This window comes from Undibacterium sp. (assembly GCF_030683615.1).
Lineage (GTDB): Bacteria > Pseudomonadota > Gammaproteobacteria > Burkholderiales > Burkholderiaceae_D > Undibacterium > Undibacterium umbellatum.
This window is the reverse complement of record NZ_JAUXQE010000006.1, coordinates 22,482-38,069: the sequence shown is the minus strand read 5'-3', so window position 1 is coordinate 38,069 and position 15,588 is coordinate 22,482. Positions and strand designations below refer to the sequence as shown.

Annotated in this window: 14 protein-coding genes; 6 read left to right on the top strand and 8 right to left on the bottom strand. The window is 49.6% G+C overall.

Annotated elements, in window-relative coordinates; all coding sequences use genetic code 11:
• Nucleotides 1-43 precede the first annotated feature (43 nt).
• Nucleotides 44-550 (top strand): hypothetical protein, encoded by a 507-nt coding sequence (locus Q8K39_RS03165; RefSeq protein ID WP_305258257.1) that lies wholly within the window; start codon nucleotides 44-46, stop codon nucleotides 548-550.
• A gap of 80 nt (nucleotides 551-630) precedes the next feature.
• Here the strand turns inward: Q8K39_RS03165 and Q8K39_RS03160 are convergent, their stop codons facing one another.
• The 3 genes from Q8K39_RS03160 to Q8K39_RS03150 all read right to left on the bottom strand — a co-directional run bounded on the left by Q8K39_RS03160 (nucleotide 631) and on the right by Q8K39_RS03150 (nucleotide 2,717).
• Complete coding sequence (locus Q8K39_RS03160) at nucleotides 631-1,371, bottom strand: hypothetical protein (protein ID WP_305258256.1); 741 nt, start codon at nucleotides 1,369-1,371, stop codon at nucleotides 631-633.
• A gap of 364 nt (nucleotides 1,372-1,735) precedes the next feature.
• The gene (locus tag Q8K39_RS03155) at nucleotides 1,736-2,212 is read right to left on the bottom strand and encodes an NUDIX hydrolase (protein ID WP_305258255.1); all 477 of its coding nucleotides are present in this window, start codon (nucleotides 2,210-2,212) and stop codon (nucleotides 1,736-1,738) included.
• A 28-nt stretch (nucleotides 2,213-2,240) separates the two neighbouring features.
• Complete coding sequence (locus tag Q8K39_RS03150) at nucleotides 2,241-2,717, bottom strand: Lrp/AsnC family transcriptional regulator (protein ID WP_186954101.1); 477 nt, start codon at nucleotides 2,715-2,717, stop codon at nucleotides 2,241-2,243.
• A 462-nt stretch (nucleotides 2,718-3,179) separates the two neighbouring features.
• On the opposite strand from Q8K39_RS03150, the gene kynU reads away from it, so the two are divergent.
• Both kynU and kynA read left to right on the top strand, forming a co-directional pair.
• Nucleotides 3,180-4,436, top strand: a complete 1,257-nt coding sequence (kynU, locus tag Q8K39_RS03145; RefSeq protein ID WP_305258254.1) for a kynureninase — start codon at nucleotides 3,180-3,182, stop codon at nucleotides 4,434-4,436.
• Between the two features lie 146 nt (nucleotides 4,437-4,582).
• Nucleotides 4,583-5,434: a tryptophan 2,3-dioxygenase gene (kynA, locus tag Q8K39_RS03140; RefSeq protein WP_305258253.1), complete on the top strand. Its 852-nt coding sequence runs from the start codon at nucleotides 4,583-4,585 to the stop codon at nucleotides 5,432-5,434.
• A 54-nt stretch (nucleotides 5,435-5,488) separates the two neighbouring features.
• Here kynA and Q8K39_RS03135 read toward each other — a convergent pair whose 3' ends face one another.
• Nucleotides 5,489-6,214, bottom strand: a complete 726-nt coding sequence (locus tag Q8K39_RS03135; protein WP_186954098.1) for an ATP-grasp domain-containing protein — start codon at nucleotides 6,212-6,214, stop codon at nucleotides 5,489-5,491.
• Nucleotides 6,215-6,341: 127 nt separating this feature from the next.
• Entirely contained in the window at nucleotides 6,342-6,968 is a 627-nt protein-coding gene (locus Q8K39_RS03130; RefSeq protein ID WP_305258252.1) for an alpha-ketoglutarate-dependent dioxygenase AlkB, read from the bottom strand.
• Between the two features lie 25 nt (nucleotides 6,969-6,993).
• Between Q8K39_RS03130 and Q8K39_RS03125 the strand changes: the two genes are divergently transcribed.
• The gene (locus Q8K39_RS03125) at nucleotides 6,994-7,713 is read left to right on the top strand and encodes a tetratricopeptide repeat protein (protein ID WP_305258251.1); all 720 of its coding nucleotides are present in this window, start codon (nucleotides 6,994-6,996) and stop codon (nucleotides 7,711-7,713) included.
• Between the two features lie 138 nt (nucleotides 7,714-7,851).
• On the opposite strand, the gene Q8K39_RS03120 is transcribed toward Q8K39_RS03125, so the two are convergent.
• Nucleotides 7,852-12,051, bottom strand: coding sequence for a hypothetical protein (locus Q8K39_RS03120; RefSeq protein WP_305258250.1), 4,200 nt, complete (start codon nucleotides 12,049-12,051; stop codon nucleotides 7,852-7,854).
• A 125-nt stretch (nucleotides 12,052-12,176) separates the two neighbouring features.
• Here Q8K39_RS03120 and Q8K39_RS03115 point away from each other — a divergent pair, with 125 nt between their 5' ends.
• On the top strand, nucleotides 12,177-12,425 hold the full coding sequence (locus tag Q8K39_RS03115) for a hypothetical protein (protein ID WP_305258249.1): 249 nt from the start codon (nucleotides 12,177-12,179) through the stop codon (nucleotides 12,423-12,425).
• 236 nt (nucleotides 12,426-12,661) lie between these two features.
• The gene (locus tag Q8K39_RS03110; protein WP_305258248.1) at nucleotides 12,662-13,837 is read left to right on the top strand and encodes a serine hydrolase; all 1,176 of its coding nucleotides are present in this window, start codon (nucleotides 12,662-12,664) and stop codon (nucleotides 13,835-13,837) included.
• A 306-nt stretch (nucleotides 13,838-14,143) separates the two neighbouring features.
• On the opposite strand, the gene Q8K39_RS03105 is transcribed toward Q8K39_RS03110, so the two are convergent.
• A complete protein-coding gene (locus Q8K39_RS03105; protein WP_186954092.1) occupies nucleotides 14,144-14,515 on the bottom strand; it encodes a hypothetical protein in 372 nt (123 codons plus the stop codon).
• A gap of 17 nt (nucleotides 14,516-14,532) precedes the next feature.
• On the bottom strand, nucleotides 14,533-15,492 hold the full coding sequence (locus Q8K39_RS03100; protein ID WP_305258247.1) for a ribonuclease Z: 960 nt from the start codon (nucleotides 15,490-15,492) through the stop codon (nucleotides 14,533-14,535).
• Nucleotides 15,493-15,588 lie beyond the last annotated feature (96 nt).

The following is a 15,588-nucleotide window of genomic DNA, read 5'->3' as shown; positions in this document are numbered from 1 at the left end:
AAACTTGAATCAATAATATATTGATAGCACTGCCGATGCAGCGATGAAACGAAAATATCCCTTAAAAAATATTTCACAAGAAACTCCCCAACGGCACGGAAATACTTCCACTGGCAAGGGCGCTGCCAGACGTGAAAGAAACAGGAAATTTAGGGCACAATATGCCAGCGACATGAAATCACGACGTATTTCACGTTTTGTTTTTTCATGCCTGGAGCGCTTCATTTTTCCACTGTTCGGCTCACATTGGGTTTGCCTCTTATTTTGGCCCTTTCTGGGATTGACGTGGACAAGCTTTCCTGGCTATCCGGATTTATCAACGCCGCCACCCTTGCTTGCTACTTTGACTGGGGGCGGGATAGGCTTACTATTTTTTACCTGGAAAAGAAGATCGCCATATCTCATCATGGCAGGCTATGGCGCCGTAGCGGGCTTTTTATTTGGCGGAATAACCGGCACATTGACAGACGCGATGCAGGACGCATTCATAGGCATGTTGCTTGGCCTGGCGTCACCGATTGTTGTTGTGTTGTTTACGAACTACTTTTGATTGAAAAATAGCTACAGGGGAGGCAAAAAACTGCCCTCCCTTATTTCCAAACATCCTTTTAATGTTCAGGCTATCCGAACTTACTTGGACTTACTCGTCGTATTGCTGTCACTAGCGGCAGCAGAACTTGCCGTGTTTTGAACATTCTTGTCTTGCGGATTTTTTGCAGCATTGGCTGAGCGACCATTGCGCCATGTATCAAACTCCGTTGAGAATTTTTGATAGCGCTCTTTGCGCCATTCATCATAGTCATTATCAAGCGCTTCGATTTGCTGATTGCGCCACTGATGATAGTCATGGTCAAAATGTTGTCCATGACGTGTATCTTCATAGCCACCACGCGTCACTTGCTGGCTGTCGCCGCGGTTATTTCCGTCGCGGTCGCTTGAATACTGGCGTGGAGAGGAAGCGCCATTGTGTTCATATTGACCGAAGTCGTTAGGATGATAACGGCCATCATTGGCCTGGCTACTATGGAAGTCCTGGCTGGATTGCTGACCGTTATAACGGCCGGCCTGACTTACATTCTGACGATCGTGCTGTTCAGGATAAGTGCGGCCGTTGTCATTGGCGTAGCGCGGCTCTTGCTGACGGCCACCGTCTACGCCGTAGAAACCTTGCGAACCCGAGTTACGGCTTTGCATTTGTTCACGGCCAAAATCATTGGTGTAGTTTGAGGATGCATGACGTACATCCCTGTTTTGATCGAATTCGTGATTATCACCATAGCCCTCGTGACGGCTGCCATTATTGGCATGGTGCGTCCTGATTTGACGATCACGTTCCTGGAAAGAATTGTCTTGCTGACGTCCGTTCTTCATATAAATCTCCTGAATACTGGTTAATCAATGCAATACGCAATACGATCCGCAATCCAATGCGAAAATTGCGCAAGGGGATTTTCGAGATTCCTCAAAACCCTGTACCTACTTTTTAGCTGGTGTACAGATAGGTGTAAGTTCAAAGCAAAAAAAAGGGACATCAAAAAATACATGCATATTCCTGCTATCCATCTACGTTTCTTTACTTTGAATATACTGCACACAGTGTAATCAGAAGACCAATTTTCAGATATCGGACCAGTCCTAAAAACTTGTAAGCGTTGACTGTCGGACGGATCTATTTTTTTCCCGCCTCAAGCGAAAATGGCAAAAAGATACAAAGCAGTTGATTTTCTTGAGCCACTTAAGCGTGCTCACGATGTACCACATGCTGCATGAGCAGGGCTGGAGCTGCCAGCGCCTGCGCTAAAAAGGAAGGACGGATATCAAGATCTGCCAACTCTGCCCGACTGAACCAAGCAAAAGTGAGCTTCAAGTCACCTTCATTGCCCACATAAGGGCCTACTGTTGTCAGCAGGCGTGAATCTGATGCCAAGCGAACCAAGAAATACAAACCAATTTCATGATGCTGCTGACCGCGATAAGAGAAAAAATTCTCAACTGTCCACAACAGGTTTTCACAGCTAACAGGTTCTGACAATTCTTCCTGCATCTCCCGCACCACCGTGGTGGAAGCGAGCTCTCCTGCATTTACCCGGCCACCAGGTACACACCAGAATGCATCGCTTTCGATTTTGTGCAGCAGCACCCTGTCGCCATCTAGAATGATGGCGGCTGCACGCAGGTTGTAACGATACTCGTCAATATCAAAGGAAATCATGGCAGAGTGATGGTAACGCGGTAGAAGATTATTCAGCCACTAGCAAACTGGTCGCGATTTGCTGTGTATCCTTTAAAGTTTGCAACACGATGTTCGAGCGTATATCAAGCACGCCAGTCGTCTTATAAAGTCGTTCCAGCACAAAAGCAGAATAATGCTTGAGATTGCGGGCACGCACGCGCAACAGGTAATTGGCGTCGCCAGTGATGATATAAGAGCCGATGACTTCCGGCCATTGCAGTAACGCTTGCGAAAAGTTCTCATGCCATTGTTCCACATCGCGGCGCATAGTGACCTGAACAAAGGCATCCACTTCCAGCCCGACTGCCGCTGCATCAATGACAGCGCAATAATGGTGGATGATGCCCGCCTCTTCCAGCATGCGCACGCGACGCAAGCAGGATGACGGGGATAAAAAAACTTTATCAGCAAGCTCCTGATTGCTGATGCGGCCATCGGCCTGTAATTGCTGGAGGATTTTAAGATCGGTGGCGTCGAGTTGCATTTGACTAATCTACTTATTTATTGATGACAAAACCTCTCAACACAGAGGCACAGAGGACACACTGAGAAAAAAAGATGCAGAAAAGCTTACTTGCAAGCATCCCTCCTTTTATCTATCTCGCCGGGGCCTGTGTCTTTTAATCTATTATTACTAGCAGATGAGAAGAGCAAGCAATTGCAAAAACACAAACAATCTGGTGCCTTTGCGCAATGCAAAAACTCATTAATGCATTTTATATCAAAATCTTAAATATAATCGGCAGAATATTCTATTAATTTTGATTTTCATACTGCAATTTGCAAGAAAAATTCAGACAATCCGGCATAAAATCTCTGCATATTTTTCCGCGAGTCATCGTCTCCTGCGAAATCGCTTCTTGAGACCATGAATTGATTTATCTGAAAAAAAACTTGTCGGGCTTGATGCCAGCCCGCGATGCCTCATACTAAGGAGCCTGTTGTAATGACACAAACCACCACTATCACCCGCAGCGATTGCGAAAAGCTTGATCTGCAAGACCCGCTGGCTGCCCTGCGCGAAGAATTTGATTTGCCAGTCGGTGTGATTTACCTTGACGGCAATTCCCTCGGTGCCCGCCCCAAGGCAGCGCTGCAAAGAGCGCAAGAGGTCATCACCCGCGAATGGGGAACTGATCTCATCAAGAGCTGGAATACTGCTGGCTGGTTTGATTTGCCATCCACCCTGGGCAATCAACTCGCTCCCTTGATTGGTGCTGAAGTCAATGAAGTGGTCGTCACCGACACGACATCCGTCAACCTGTTCAAGGCCATCGCCGCAGCACTGCAGATACAGACGGCTGATACCAAACGCAAAACCATCATTACCGAACGCAGCAACTTCCCTACCGATATCTATATGGCGGAAGGCATCACCCGCTGGCTGGATCGCGGTTATCAAATCCAGTTGATCGACTCTCCAGAAGAACTGCCGCAAGTCATCAATGACAGCACGGCACTGGTGATGCTCACGCATGTGAATTACCGCACTGGCTATCTGCATGACATGACTGCCGTCACTGCCCTTGCACATCAACATGGCGCATTGATTTTGTGGGACCTGGCCCATTCTGCTGGCGCAGTTCCTGTACAACTGAATGCCGCAAATGCTGACTTTGCCGTTGGTTGTACTTATAAATACCTGAACGGCGGACCTGGCTCGCCTGCATTTATCTGGGTGCCTGCACGTCATCAAGAAACATTCCATCACCCGTTGTCTGGCTGGTGGGGTCATGCCAGCCCCTTTGCCATGGATCCGGGTTTTACACCTACGCCTGGCATACGCCGCGCCCTGTGCGGTACCCAGCCAATTACGTCACTGGCCATGGTTGCCTGTGGACTGGATGTTTTTGGCAAGACAGATATGCAGGCAATACGCAAAAAATCGCTGGCACTGACGGATATGTTTATCACCCTGGTAGAAGCCCGTTGTGCATCACACCCACTGGAACTGGTAACACCTCGCCAGCACCAGCAACGCGGCAGCCAGGCCAGCTTCAAACACCCACATGCCTATGCCGTGATACAGGCGCTGATCAAGCGCGGCATCATCGGTGACTATCGCGAACCCGCTATCATGCGCTTTGGTTTTACGCCGCTGTACACTAGCTTTGTCGATGTCTGGGATGCAGCAGAAGGTTTGCGGGATATTCTCGACAACAAAGACTACGATGCCAACGCTGAACGAAATGCAGTGACTTGATTCAAGACCCCTCAACACAGAGACACAGAGACACAGAGAAAAGCAAAGAAGAACAAAATGCATAAAAAGCTCTTCGCCTTTCTCTGTGCGACCTCTCCGTCTCTGTGTAATATGGTTTTAGGTAGAAAACATTTTAAGGAAACCTCATGAGCAACAATGAACAAGCTGGCAAATGCCCTATGTCATGGCATGGCGCACAAATGGACTTTAGTGAATCCATGAGCTATGGTGATTATCTGGGTCTGGACCAGATATTGACGGCGCAACATCCACGCTCACCCAATCACAACGAAATGCTGTTCATCGTCCAGCATCAAACCAGTGAATTGTGGATCAAACTGATGCTGCATGAACTGCATGCAGTGCGCCAGCATATACGGAGCAATGATTTGCCACCCGCCTTCAAGATGCTGTCACGCGTCGCCCGCATCATGGATCAACTGGTACATGCCTGGGATGTCCTGTCGACGATGACCCCTAGCGAATACACGGCGATACGCCCTTACCTGGGTGCATCGTCAGGCTTCCAGTCACATCAATACCGTGAACTGGAATACCTGCTGGGTAACAAGAACGCCACCCTGATGACTGTCCATGAAAGCAAGCCAGAAGTACATGCAACTCTCGATGCTTCCCTCCGTACACCGTCTATTTATGATGAAGCCATCATGCTCTTGTCACGCCAGGGTTTTGCGATTGATGCAGACCGTTTGCAACAAGACTGGTCGCAAGGCATAGTCGCCAATGAGTCCGTCAAAGCCGCCTGGCTGCAAGTCTATCAAACACCAGAAAAATATTGGTCTTTGTATGAACTGGCAGAAAAACTGGTGGACATGGAAACCGCCTTCCGCATCTGGCGCTTCCGTCATGTCACTACAGTAGAGCGCATCATCGGCTTCAAAACCGGCACGGGCGGCACTGCAGGTGTCAGCTATCTGCGCAAGATGCTGGATGTGGTGTTGTTCCCGGAATTGTTTGCATTGCGGACTGCGCTGTAAGAAAGCAAGAAAAGTCGATACTCGTGCAGAGGGGTCTTCCTCTGCACGAGCAAGTCAAACGCTAAAAGCCTCTTCCAGTGCCAGCACAAGCTTTTGCACATCTCCGGCATAAAAGCCTGATGAATTCAAGGTATTGATTTCAACAATTTTCAAACCAAGCTCGGTATCGCACACGTCAATGACAAATGCCTCATGCGGTTGCCATTCTTCAATGCGCTCCTCCACATATTGCGTGAAACTGTCATCCACTTCACTCGAATAAATCACCCGGTCACCACGCTTATAAATGGACTTGGTGATAATACACCCCTTGACTACCCAAAACCGCGCTTCGCAGTAAATCAGGATAGGTTTGACGACTTGTATCAAGGTCTGCGGCGTCAGGCTGCTTCCATCTTCAAGTTGTAAATCGCAAACCTGGATTTGCCAGGTTTCAAATTCTTCGCGTGAAAATACACGTCCAGCAAAATACTTGGAATCATTGCATGGGCGTACGAACATGAAATCATCGGTAAAAACCGCATCGGCAAAACTACTGATAACTGAACTGGCATTGAGCATATGCTCACCCCAATGCTTGAGCTGTTGGCCGAAATCCTGCTCGAACAAATCAAATACCCCAGGCGTCCAGCCATGTCGTTTGGCAGCATGACGCATGGAATAGGAGCCTATGCAAATGACGTTATCATGACCAATAGTTGCTGGCGGTTCCAGCTCGCCAACAAATGGCACGACCTTGTGAACAGAATGAGAAATCCCGAAGCGATCGATCGTTTGCAACAACTGATCCCAACCTGTTTCTGAGAAGATATTATTTTGTATAATCCAGTGCATAAAATTCTTAAACTATTGTTAAAAGAGGCTCATCTCCCACGCATTTTTTCCAGAGATGCAAAGGGCCTCGCTGTCATCCACAGGAACGCTTAATTTTCCTGAACGTCATGCTAATCCGCGCGCCAGCACCTGCTTCTTTAGGGATGGCATGCAGCCACTCGCTTTGTATGGCTGCAGACATATACAACAAACTTCCGGGAAGCAATGGATATGAAAACTCCTGGTTTTTATCTTGTTTGCTGCGATAGGCGATATGACGCAAACTGCCTAGCGAAATGATGGCAACGCCACTGCCCTCTGCCAGTTCATCAGTCGAATCTGAATGAAAACCCATGGACGAATTACCGTCTGTGTAAAAGTTCAACAGACAGTTATTAGGAAGGAAGCCCAATTCATCTTCCAGAGCCTGACAAATCACTTGTAAAAAATCTGGCATGGGTGTCGGTGCATACGATATTTGAGAATAATCATAGGCCACACCAAAGCTCGCCGTCTTACGGGCGCGCATTCTTTCATCCCAGATGATTTCATTTTCAAGTTTGGAAAATAAGACCTCTGGTGCGAAGAGGAAATCTGGCTTTAAGTAAATTGCTGGCGCTTGCATAAGTGCTGAAGAGATTTGATTGCACTGGAAAGATGTCAATCTATTGCATTTTGCATTCAAAAGATAGAAATATATTAAACTGCGATTGCCAATCAAAACAATTCAATAAAGGAAACCTGAAGTGGAAGTCACACAACCAATAGCCCTCACCCCAGGTGACCTGATCATCCGCGAAAAAAAACCAGGCTGGATAGCCATGAAAATTCTAGCCTTGGACTCGTGGCCAGACGGCGATGCAACCGCGCATTGCCTGACGTATGAATCAGTTCTCAAAAAACCGGACTTGGCATCCTTGAAGACGGCCAAGGTGAAAGTGTGGCACGCTCCGATTGACGCAAAAAACTTCAATTCAGGATGGGAGCGAGTAGGCAATACCCAGGCAACAGAAGAAGAACTGAGTGGTTTTGTCGAGTACCTGAAACACACTGATTTCCCCCGCTATGCGAACTTCACTGGTCAAGAAATTTCAGAAATCATTCACCAGGCCAGTGAGCATTACAAACACGCTTATGCTCTTGGTGATCAAGGCAAGAGAATCGAGGCGATAGAAGAATATAGCAAGGCCATCGAACTTTTTCCTTTATTCTTTGAAGCAGTGGATAACCGTGCCTTCACTTACATGGAATTAGCTCTCTATGAATATGCACTCAGGGATTTCGAAGTTTCTCTTTACCTTAATCCTGATGGCATGAGCGCCTTCTTTTCCAAGGGAGAATGCTTGTTGAGGTTGGGCAAATTGACCGCAGCTGAAGAAATTTTTTCTGAGGGGATCAGTCGATTCCCTGAGCATGCTTCATCATTTCAACAATTTCTGCAGCAGGTACAGGAAATGCAAAAATAACGGAATATTTGTATGCTTGATCCCGCCGCAGCATTTCGCACAAGATCAGAGAGTGATGATCATTCAAGCAAATACTTTGCTACTCTGGACTCATAAAAAAAGTCAGGGATTGATCGCAATCCCTGACTTTTTTCATCACTACGAGTTATCGGCGGCTTGCGCCTCGACATTAGCTGCCACTTCAGGCATTGGACCTCCAGCTTCAAGTACACGTGGTTTTTGTTTCCATAAACGGCCACTGGCAAATGCCGCCCAGCCCCACTTCAGCCAGTTCAGTAATGACCAGGCCAGCCATAGCGCCCAGATCAGCATGAGGCCGCGATAGACCAGGATGGGCAAGGACAATACCCAGGCAGCTTGCAAATCCGCTGTTGCTCTGTCCAGATACCAGATCAGATTATGCGCACTGGATGCATTGCCGCTGACTTGCATGTCAGGCTGCCCCAGCAAACCACTTTCTACTGCGGCCAGCAAAACCCCAAGCATTATCATGGTCAGGACGACCAGGCTCAATTGACGCAGATTGAATAACCATCTTGCGGTCGCGCTTTCGGTCATTTTTGCGCGCTGGGCAAAGGCAAAGAACCAGGCCACGACCAGGGCAGCACTCCACCAGGCAACTTGTGTCAAACCCAGTGTCAACAGCAGCCATTGGCGGGTAGTCACAGGCAAACCGGCAAAACGCCCCAGAGCGACAGCGACCATCAGCAAGACAATGAGTTTGCCCCAGAACAGGATGGCAGGCCCCATGCCGGGGCCACTAGCCAGCAATAACCAGCGATCATGTGGCAACTTCAATTGCAGCGTATTGTTGACACTCGCCTGCTGCAAATTGACGGAAGCGCTTGTATAACTGCTTCCCATGCCCTGGTCCAGACGCCATTGCACTTCGATGTCTTGGGCACCCGGCATAACCGGCAACACCAGTTGCCTGCCATTTGCACGTAATGGCCTGACCTGGTGATTGATGCTGACACGCTGCAGGACTGCACCTTCTGGCAGAGTCAGGGTATAGTCACCACCACGGCTGCTACGCAAATGCAAGCTTAATTGATAGTCGGTTGCCCTGCTGCCAGGGCTGACCAGCAGCCTGCTTTGATCGATGGTCAGGGTTTGACCAGCGATGGCTTGCGGGCGCTCGACATTCAGGGCAAGCGTTTCGCCCGGCCAGGGTCGGAACACCAGTTCGCCATCGTTTTCACCGCTATTGGCATCGCTGGCCAGTGGCGGCAGACCTGTCGCACTCAAATGCCAGATACCTGAGGCTGCGACTATCCAGGTTTCAGCCCAATGGCTTTGATTGCCAATGCTGAGCTTGATCTGCGCAGACTGCGGTAGATTTGAACGCCACTCGATGCTATCTGTCTGAGGCCCTAGGTTAACGGCCACCATGCCATCCTTGATTGTCAAACCGGCGGTGGTCACTGCCTCACCAGGCAATAAGGGGATTTGTGCAAGAGCAGGCTGACCCAGAGGAGTGTGCCGCGACACGGTGGTTTCCACCTGCCATTCCTTGTCCAATATCAAGCGTCGGGTGACATGCAAAAAACTGGGTAAGGCTGAGGTTTCTGTCTTATTGCTGGCTTTGATGCGACGATTGAATTGCAAGGTATCTGCAACACCTGCGTCGTCAGACAAACCTGCAACATCCCAGGCATCAGCCAGGATGTCAACACGCCTTGGTTTTTGCGGCAACGGCAACTGCAAGGTATCACTTAGCATTAACTCGCCGGTCAGTTCCAGCCTGTGACGCCCTGCTGGTGCCAACAACCAGATTGTTCCATCACCCGTACGACGTACATGGGCAGGCTTGCCATCCAGACGCACATCACTTGGCAACCAGTGCTTGATACCACCTGGCAAAGGAATGCTCGTCTCGATAACGGCATCGATATCCAGACCGAGCCTGACATTGTTGCCATTGATTTGCACCAGCATGCGCGAGATTTCTGCGCAGTCTGGCAGACACTCGGCAGGCCGCATGAGTTTCTCTTTGAGTTCTTCGAGTTGTTCTTTACTGGGCATTTGTGCCTGTACAGGTTCACTGTGCAGGCTCGCCAGGGCAGCCAGGCTGCTGATAAGCACGATGGACGCTGTCTTGCCAAAACCACGCCAGCGCCACCCGCTGGTAGCAGTTGCATTGGCATTGCCTGGTCCGCGTCCGCGACCTTTCCAGAGATCGCTTACGCAAACCAGCAAGACCCCCAACAAAATCAGGCGCAGCAACACCAGTATTTTATTCGCCCAAGGCGGCAACAGCCACAAATCCAGTTGCTGATCCTGTTTGACCGGGCCATCAAAGATCAGACGGTGCGAACGCCAGTTCCAAGTCGGCAAACCAGGCCCGGTCTGCACTTTGGCATCTGGGTCCATAGCCTGGTAGTTGGTGGATCGCGATCCAGTCGCCGACTTGGATCTGACCATGCTGTATGAATTCATGGCATTGGCTTTGGCTAGTTTGTTCGCATCTCTTTGAATGGGCATACTTTCTTCATTCATCACAGGAGGGGGCGGCGGTGCTTCCGCACCGCCCTGCACTTGCGCATTAACCTCGGCAGGCACAGCAACTGATGCAGCGGGCGCAGGTGCTTCATCAACTTGAGCACGCTGAAATCCATAGTCAGCATTACCATCCGTTTCCAGCACGGGATACAAAGCCGATCGCACTTGCTGGGTTGCAAATGCCAGGCTCAACAATGCCAGCACCAGCAGGCTGGCTTGCTGCAGTCGTTTGATCCAGATTTGAAAGCGTCCAGATGGCAAGACCCGAACAATAGCCGTTAGCGCCAACAAGACTATCCATGAGTAGCGTGGCGCATCCATCTCCTGATATGACAACACTAGAGCAAACAAGGCAAGCACGCCCCATTGCTTGCCCCACAGTTTTCCGGCAGCCAGCGCAATCACCAGCACAACGAAAAAATCAAGCAAGTTCCAGCGTGACAACCAGGCCCCTTCTGCCTTGTCGACCCCTCCCGCATGCAATAGACGCCAGCCAGCAGGCAATATCAATTCTATGCCTAACTTATCAAAATCTTGCTGCCAGGTCACCGCAGATAACTTGCGTGTGGCATTGCCAACCACGCTGTCTGCACTTACTGTGATGTTGCCACGCTTGATTTCTATGCCCGCCAGTTTGTCATTACCACGGGTAATCAACTGATCTTGTCCGGACAGGCTGACTCGCCCCAGTTGGGCTATATCACCCATGATGAGACGACTGGAACGGCTAATGTCGCCCTTGATCTGATCACTCATGGTCAGGGTGGAACCGTCAAAACTTAACCATAGACGGCGTTGCATGGACAGTTTGTCGGGTGCCGGATCGCTGTCACCTCGACGTATCTCTTTGATTCCAAATGTACTGCCGGCATGCATGAGATAAGCAGGCAGGTTGCGCCATTCTTGTGGCAATGTCGTTTGCTGGGGATCAACTGTGGATGGTCCTTCTATCGCAGCAGTACGTATCATGGGTGTTGCTTCATAGGACCAGACTTCTTCTTCCGCCATCAATCCATTCCCCTCTGGCAGAGCAAGATTTTTAACAGCGCCCGGATGGCGTGCTAGCAGGCGTATATCCCATTTGCCGGCCCTTACCTGTACCTTCATGCTGCCGTCAGGCTGCAATGCAGCTGGCAGGGCCGATTGCAGTTCCGAGGGGATCAGGTCTGGCAAGAGCGCGCGGCTCAGACTGACTTCACGCCCCTTGCCAGATACTTCAAGGCGGAGATATGTTTCTACGATGATGGGTACGCCATCGGTGATTTTGCGAAAAGTCCTTAACTGAATTTGCTCACCAGCGTCAGCTTCTGCCTTGCGCTGCAACCACAGTTGATTGTTTTCATCACGCACCGGGAAGCTCACTGGCTTGCCATTCAATTCCAGTTTAAGCAAGGCCGCACTGTCAGGCAAAGGCAAGAATTCTGGTACGGCAGACCAGAAAAAGCGTCCAGCCAATTTATGCGTACCGCGTGTCAGTTTAATGATGGGTAGCTCTTCACGCGCGATGACTGGCTGCGGTTTCCCATCCACACTGACATCCTGCGGCCAATGCAGCGCATTTCCAGGAAGGTAAACCCAGGTGTCGCGCAAGACTTCCAATTCCTGAGTAAAACTCGCCCCCTGGGCATGGGCCTTGATTTCCAGCACGCCTGGCCATACGCATTGCTTGTCATTTGCCTGGCCCTGCTGTGGGCAACCTGCATTCTCTACCCCATCCAGTGCCCATGGCACCCATGTCTTCAAGGGATCAGGCACTGCACTCACAGGAAACTCTGCAGCTCTGCTGGCAATACTGCTGCATGCGAGGAGCAGAAAGACCATCCATTTTTTCAGCATATTATTTCCCGAGCGTTTGCATAAAGTAAGAGCAATTATAGTGGCATATTTTACAATCACCATAAGGAATACAATTTATTACTCACCACCATGAGTCATGGCAAACGCAGCCTCAGAATTGGCAGATGAACTATGTGAAAATAAAGCTGCACAGGACAGCAAACTGCGCAGTGCTGATCTGCCAGTCTATGCCTGCCCTATTGTCAGTGCTGGCCCTATGTACCGCTGGCGCTATTTTTTTCCTGCGCTCCCATATAAATTCGGCTGGGCAAATCTATACACTGGACTTAGACAGCAGTAAAAAATATGCAAGACAAGATCAGGGTTTGCAAAGGCTTTTTTTGCAGCAGCTTTATTTCAGCAGTAAAGATTGAGGCATCGCCATCACATCCCGCCAGACTGTCATTGCAAGTTCTGCCACACGGTACTCAGCGTTTCAAAAAACTATACCTTGCACCAAACCATAGTCTATTGACAAAGAAATGGTAATACTGCGCCCGCTGTACTACCCCAAACACTCCCCAAGTTTGGCTCCCTGGTATTTCACCAAAGTGCCGCTGACCTTCATTTATCCGGATGACGTTGACGGCCTACTTTATAAGGCTGGACTATGAATACACGCTTGAATTTGACACTGCTTGCAGTCTGCATTTGCGGCATACTGACTGCCTGCGGAGGCAGCTCAACCCCTTCGGCGCCTACTACCGCCGCGACCACAGAAGTGCAAAAGCCGATAGCACTATTAACTGGCGAAGCCTTGCGTGCTGAAGTCGAACGCTTCCGCAGCAGCAATAACTTGCCTGCGATTTCTGTCAGTATAGTCAATCAGGATAAAGTAGAAAGTGTGGTCACCGGCACCAGGGAAATCAATAGCAACAAGACTACTCTCAGCACTGATCTGTTCCAGCTTGGCTCACTGACAAAGGCAGCTACGGCGACCATGATAGGCCGTTTGGTAGAGCAAAAGAAAATGCGCTGGGACACGACCATCGTCGAAGTGTTTCCAGCCTGGCGCACTCAAATTCGCCCCGAGTATTTGAATGTCACAGTAGAACAACTGCTACGTCATCGCTCGGGCCTGCCGCGCGAAGTGAATGAAGCGACCATAGAAAAAGCCTTGCCTTTGCTGTCTGGCGATTTGCTGGCAGACCGTCGCGCATTAGCCGTGCTACTGTTACAGGATGCGCCAGAATATGTCCCCAATAGCAAACTGCTATATTCCAACATAGGCTATGCCCTGGCCGGGTTGATGGCAGAAATTGCTGGTGGTGACAGCCATGAAAACCTGATGCAAAGGGAAGTATTCGCCCCCCTTAACATCAAGGCTCATTTTGGATTCCCTGAAGATGCTGGCATCAACAATAATGCCGGACATACCTTGGTTGCAGGTAAATGGACAGTCACGCCACCAGTCATTGACCCACGCTACGCATTTTTCATCAACGCTGCTGGCGGCCTGAATTTGAACTTGGCCGACTATGCCGTATTTTTGCGTGAACACTTGCGTGGCTTGCAAGGACAAAGCAATTATTTGAGCAAGGCGAATTTCCAGCTTATGCATACCCCGATTGATGAATATGGTCTGGGCTGGAATGTAGTCAATGCCCAGGGCCTGGGCAATGTCAGCTTGCATAATGGTACGGAACTGACCTATTACGCCAGCAACAGAGTCATCCCCAGCAAGAACATTGCTTTGGCTATCGCTTGCAACTGCTATGACCCCAGCGTCATGAACAAGCTGGATGAATTTGCAGATTCTTTACTGCGCCCGCTATTACCTCAATAAGCAAAAGCTATGTCGCTACTGTGGCGACGGCACTACCATTCGGGAAGCAAATGTTTTCCGCTACTGAGTTGCTACTGCTCAGTAGCGGAGTCGTAACGAAACACTTGCTTTCCCTTACTATCCTGTTTCACTTTGACAAAAGGATGAGCAATCGCCTTATCCTTTTCGGCTGGCTTTCAGTCCTTGAAAACCAGGCCCGTCAACTTATCATTGTCCAGACTGGTTACAGAGGCAGTTCTGGAACAAGTCATCAAAGCCAGGCTAAGGACGCAAAACGACAAGCGGAGTGCGGACAAGCGTAAAAAATCAGGCATGTTGAGTCACAAAGAACCGCACAATCGCCAAGGACAACGCAAACAAATAAGCACAGGCAAAGCGGTTAAGAAAGATACCTTGCTGATCCCCGCCGCGCCACGCGGCAAACGCGCCGGCCAGGAAACCCATCAGCACTGGCGTCAACAACAAGTTGGCAATGCGGGCAATACTGCCATGTAAAAAAGCCTGGGGGAACATCCACACACTCACAAAACCGGCGAAGACACCCAGCCCGGCATACACGATTGCGCTCAACCAAAGTGGTAGCCGTGTCTGCCTGCTACGCTTCACTCCAGAAGAAAACACCGCTTCAACAATTTCAAAAACCAGTTGCAGTAACACTTCAAAGATAAATTCAATCATAGAGTTTCCAGTATCCTTTAAGCCAACTTACTTAACACACCTGTTTTATCCAGACGATAACGCGCAAAATCTTCTGCTAGGAATAAATTTCCTTGATAATGCGCTTCCGCTTCAGCCTGTATCTCACTGATGCATGGCGACTTCTCGCTGTCTGCCTGATAACGGGCACTGAAATGTGTCAACACCAGATTGGACACGCCTGCCGAGGCCGCGAAGCTTGCAACTGCAGCGGCCGAACTGTGCTGCACACGCTCACCCACTTTCTCTGCTATCTCTATCGTATAGGTGGCTTCGTGTACCAGCACTTGCGCTTTTGCACTGGCTTCGCGCAACAAGTCAGGCTGATCATTATCACCGCCGACGATGATGCCACGCAGTGGATAGGGGTAGTGCAGATAATCAGCACTGGACAGTGTCTTGCCTTCATGAAGGATATCTTCTCCTTTTTTCAAACGCCCCCACAAGGGGCCCGCAGGTACACCCTCGGCCTGTAATCTGGCAGTATCCAACACAGCTTCAGTATGATTTTCAGTAAAGCGATAGGCGAATGAAGGTACGCGATGCGACAACATGGTCGCCTGCACTGTCACTGTATGGTCTTGCCAGCTTTTCATTTCCTCGACCGCTATAAACTGCAATTCGAACGGCAAAAAAGATTCCGACATCGCATGAGTAGCTTCCAGCCAGGCTTGTATGCCTGCCGGTGCGATGATTTGCAAAGGTGTTTTGCGGCCATTCATGGCAGCACTGGCCAGCAATCCTGGCAAACCATAACAATGGTCACCATGCACATGCGTGATAAAAATCGCTTGCAAGCCATGTACCGACAATGGAGTATTCAATAACTGATGCTGGGTAGCTTCACCACAATCAATCAAATACCATGCGCTGCCCTGATCAGGCAACAAAGCCAAAGCACTTACATTGCGCTGGCGGGTTGGCGCACCTGCGGAGGTGCCTAAAAATAAAATATCCACAAATTCCTTTTACTTGATGGCTAACTGTCCATGCACACTTTATTGGCTTTAATGATGACAATTTACTGATGTTGCAAATTGTTTCACTATATGCGA

Bases quoted from the DNA above. Each gene is read 5' to 3' on its own strand.
- Q8K39_RS03150 (WP_186954101.1), bottom strand. From the start codon at position 2,717: ATGCAACTCGACGCCACCGATCTTAAAATCCTCCAGCAATTACAGGCC.
- Q8K39_RS03115 (WP_305258249.1), top strand. From the start codon at position 12,177: ATGAACTATGTGAAAATAAAGCTGCACAGGACAGCAAACTGCGCAGTG.
- Q8K39_RS03160 (WP_305258256.1), bottom strand. From the start codon at position 1,371: ATGAAGAACGGACGTCAGCAAGACAATTCTTTCCAGGAACGTGATCGT.
- Q8K39_RS03105 (WP_186954092.1), bottom strand. From the start codon at position 14,515: ATGATTGAATTTATCTTTGAAGTGTTACTGCAACTGGTTTTTGAAATT.
- kynU (WP_305258254.1), top strand. From the start codon at position 3,180: ATGACACAAACCACCACTATCACCCGCAGCGATTGCGAAAAGCTTGAT.
- Q8K39_RS03165 (WP_305258257.1), top strand. From the start codon at position 44: ATGAAACGAAAATATCCCTTAAAAAATATTTCACAAGAAACTCCCCAA.
- Q8K39_RS03155 (WP_305258255.1), bottom strand. From the start codon at position 2,212: ATGATTTCCTTTGATATTGACGAGTATCGTTACAACCTGCGTGCAGCC.
- kynA (WP_305258253.1), top strand. From the start codon at position 4,583: ATGAGCAACAATGAACAAGCTGGCAAATGCCCTATGTCATGGCATGGC.
- Q8K39_RS03120 (WP_305258250.1), bottom strand. From the start codon at position 12,051: ATGCTGAAAAAATGGATGGTCTTTCTGCTCCTCGCATGCAGCAGTATT.
- Q8K39_RS03110 (WP_305258248.1), top strand. From the start codon at position 12,662: ATGAATACACGCTTGAATTTGACACTGCTTGCAGTCTGCATTTGCGGC.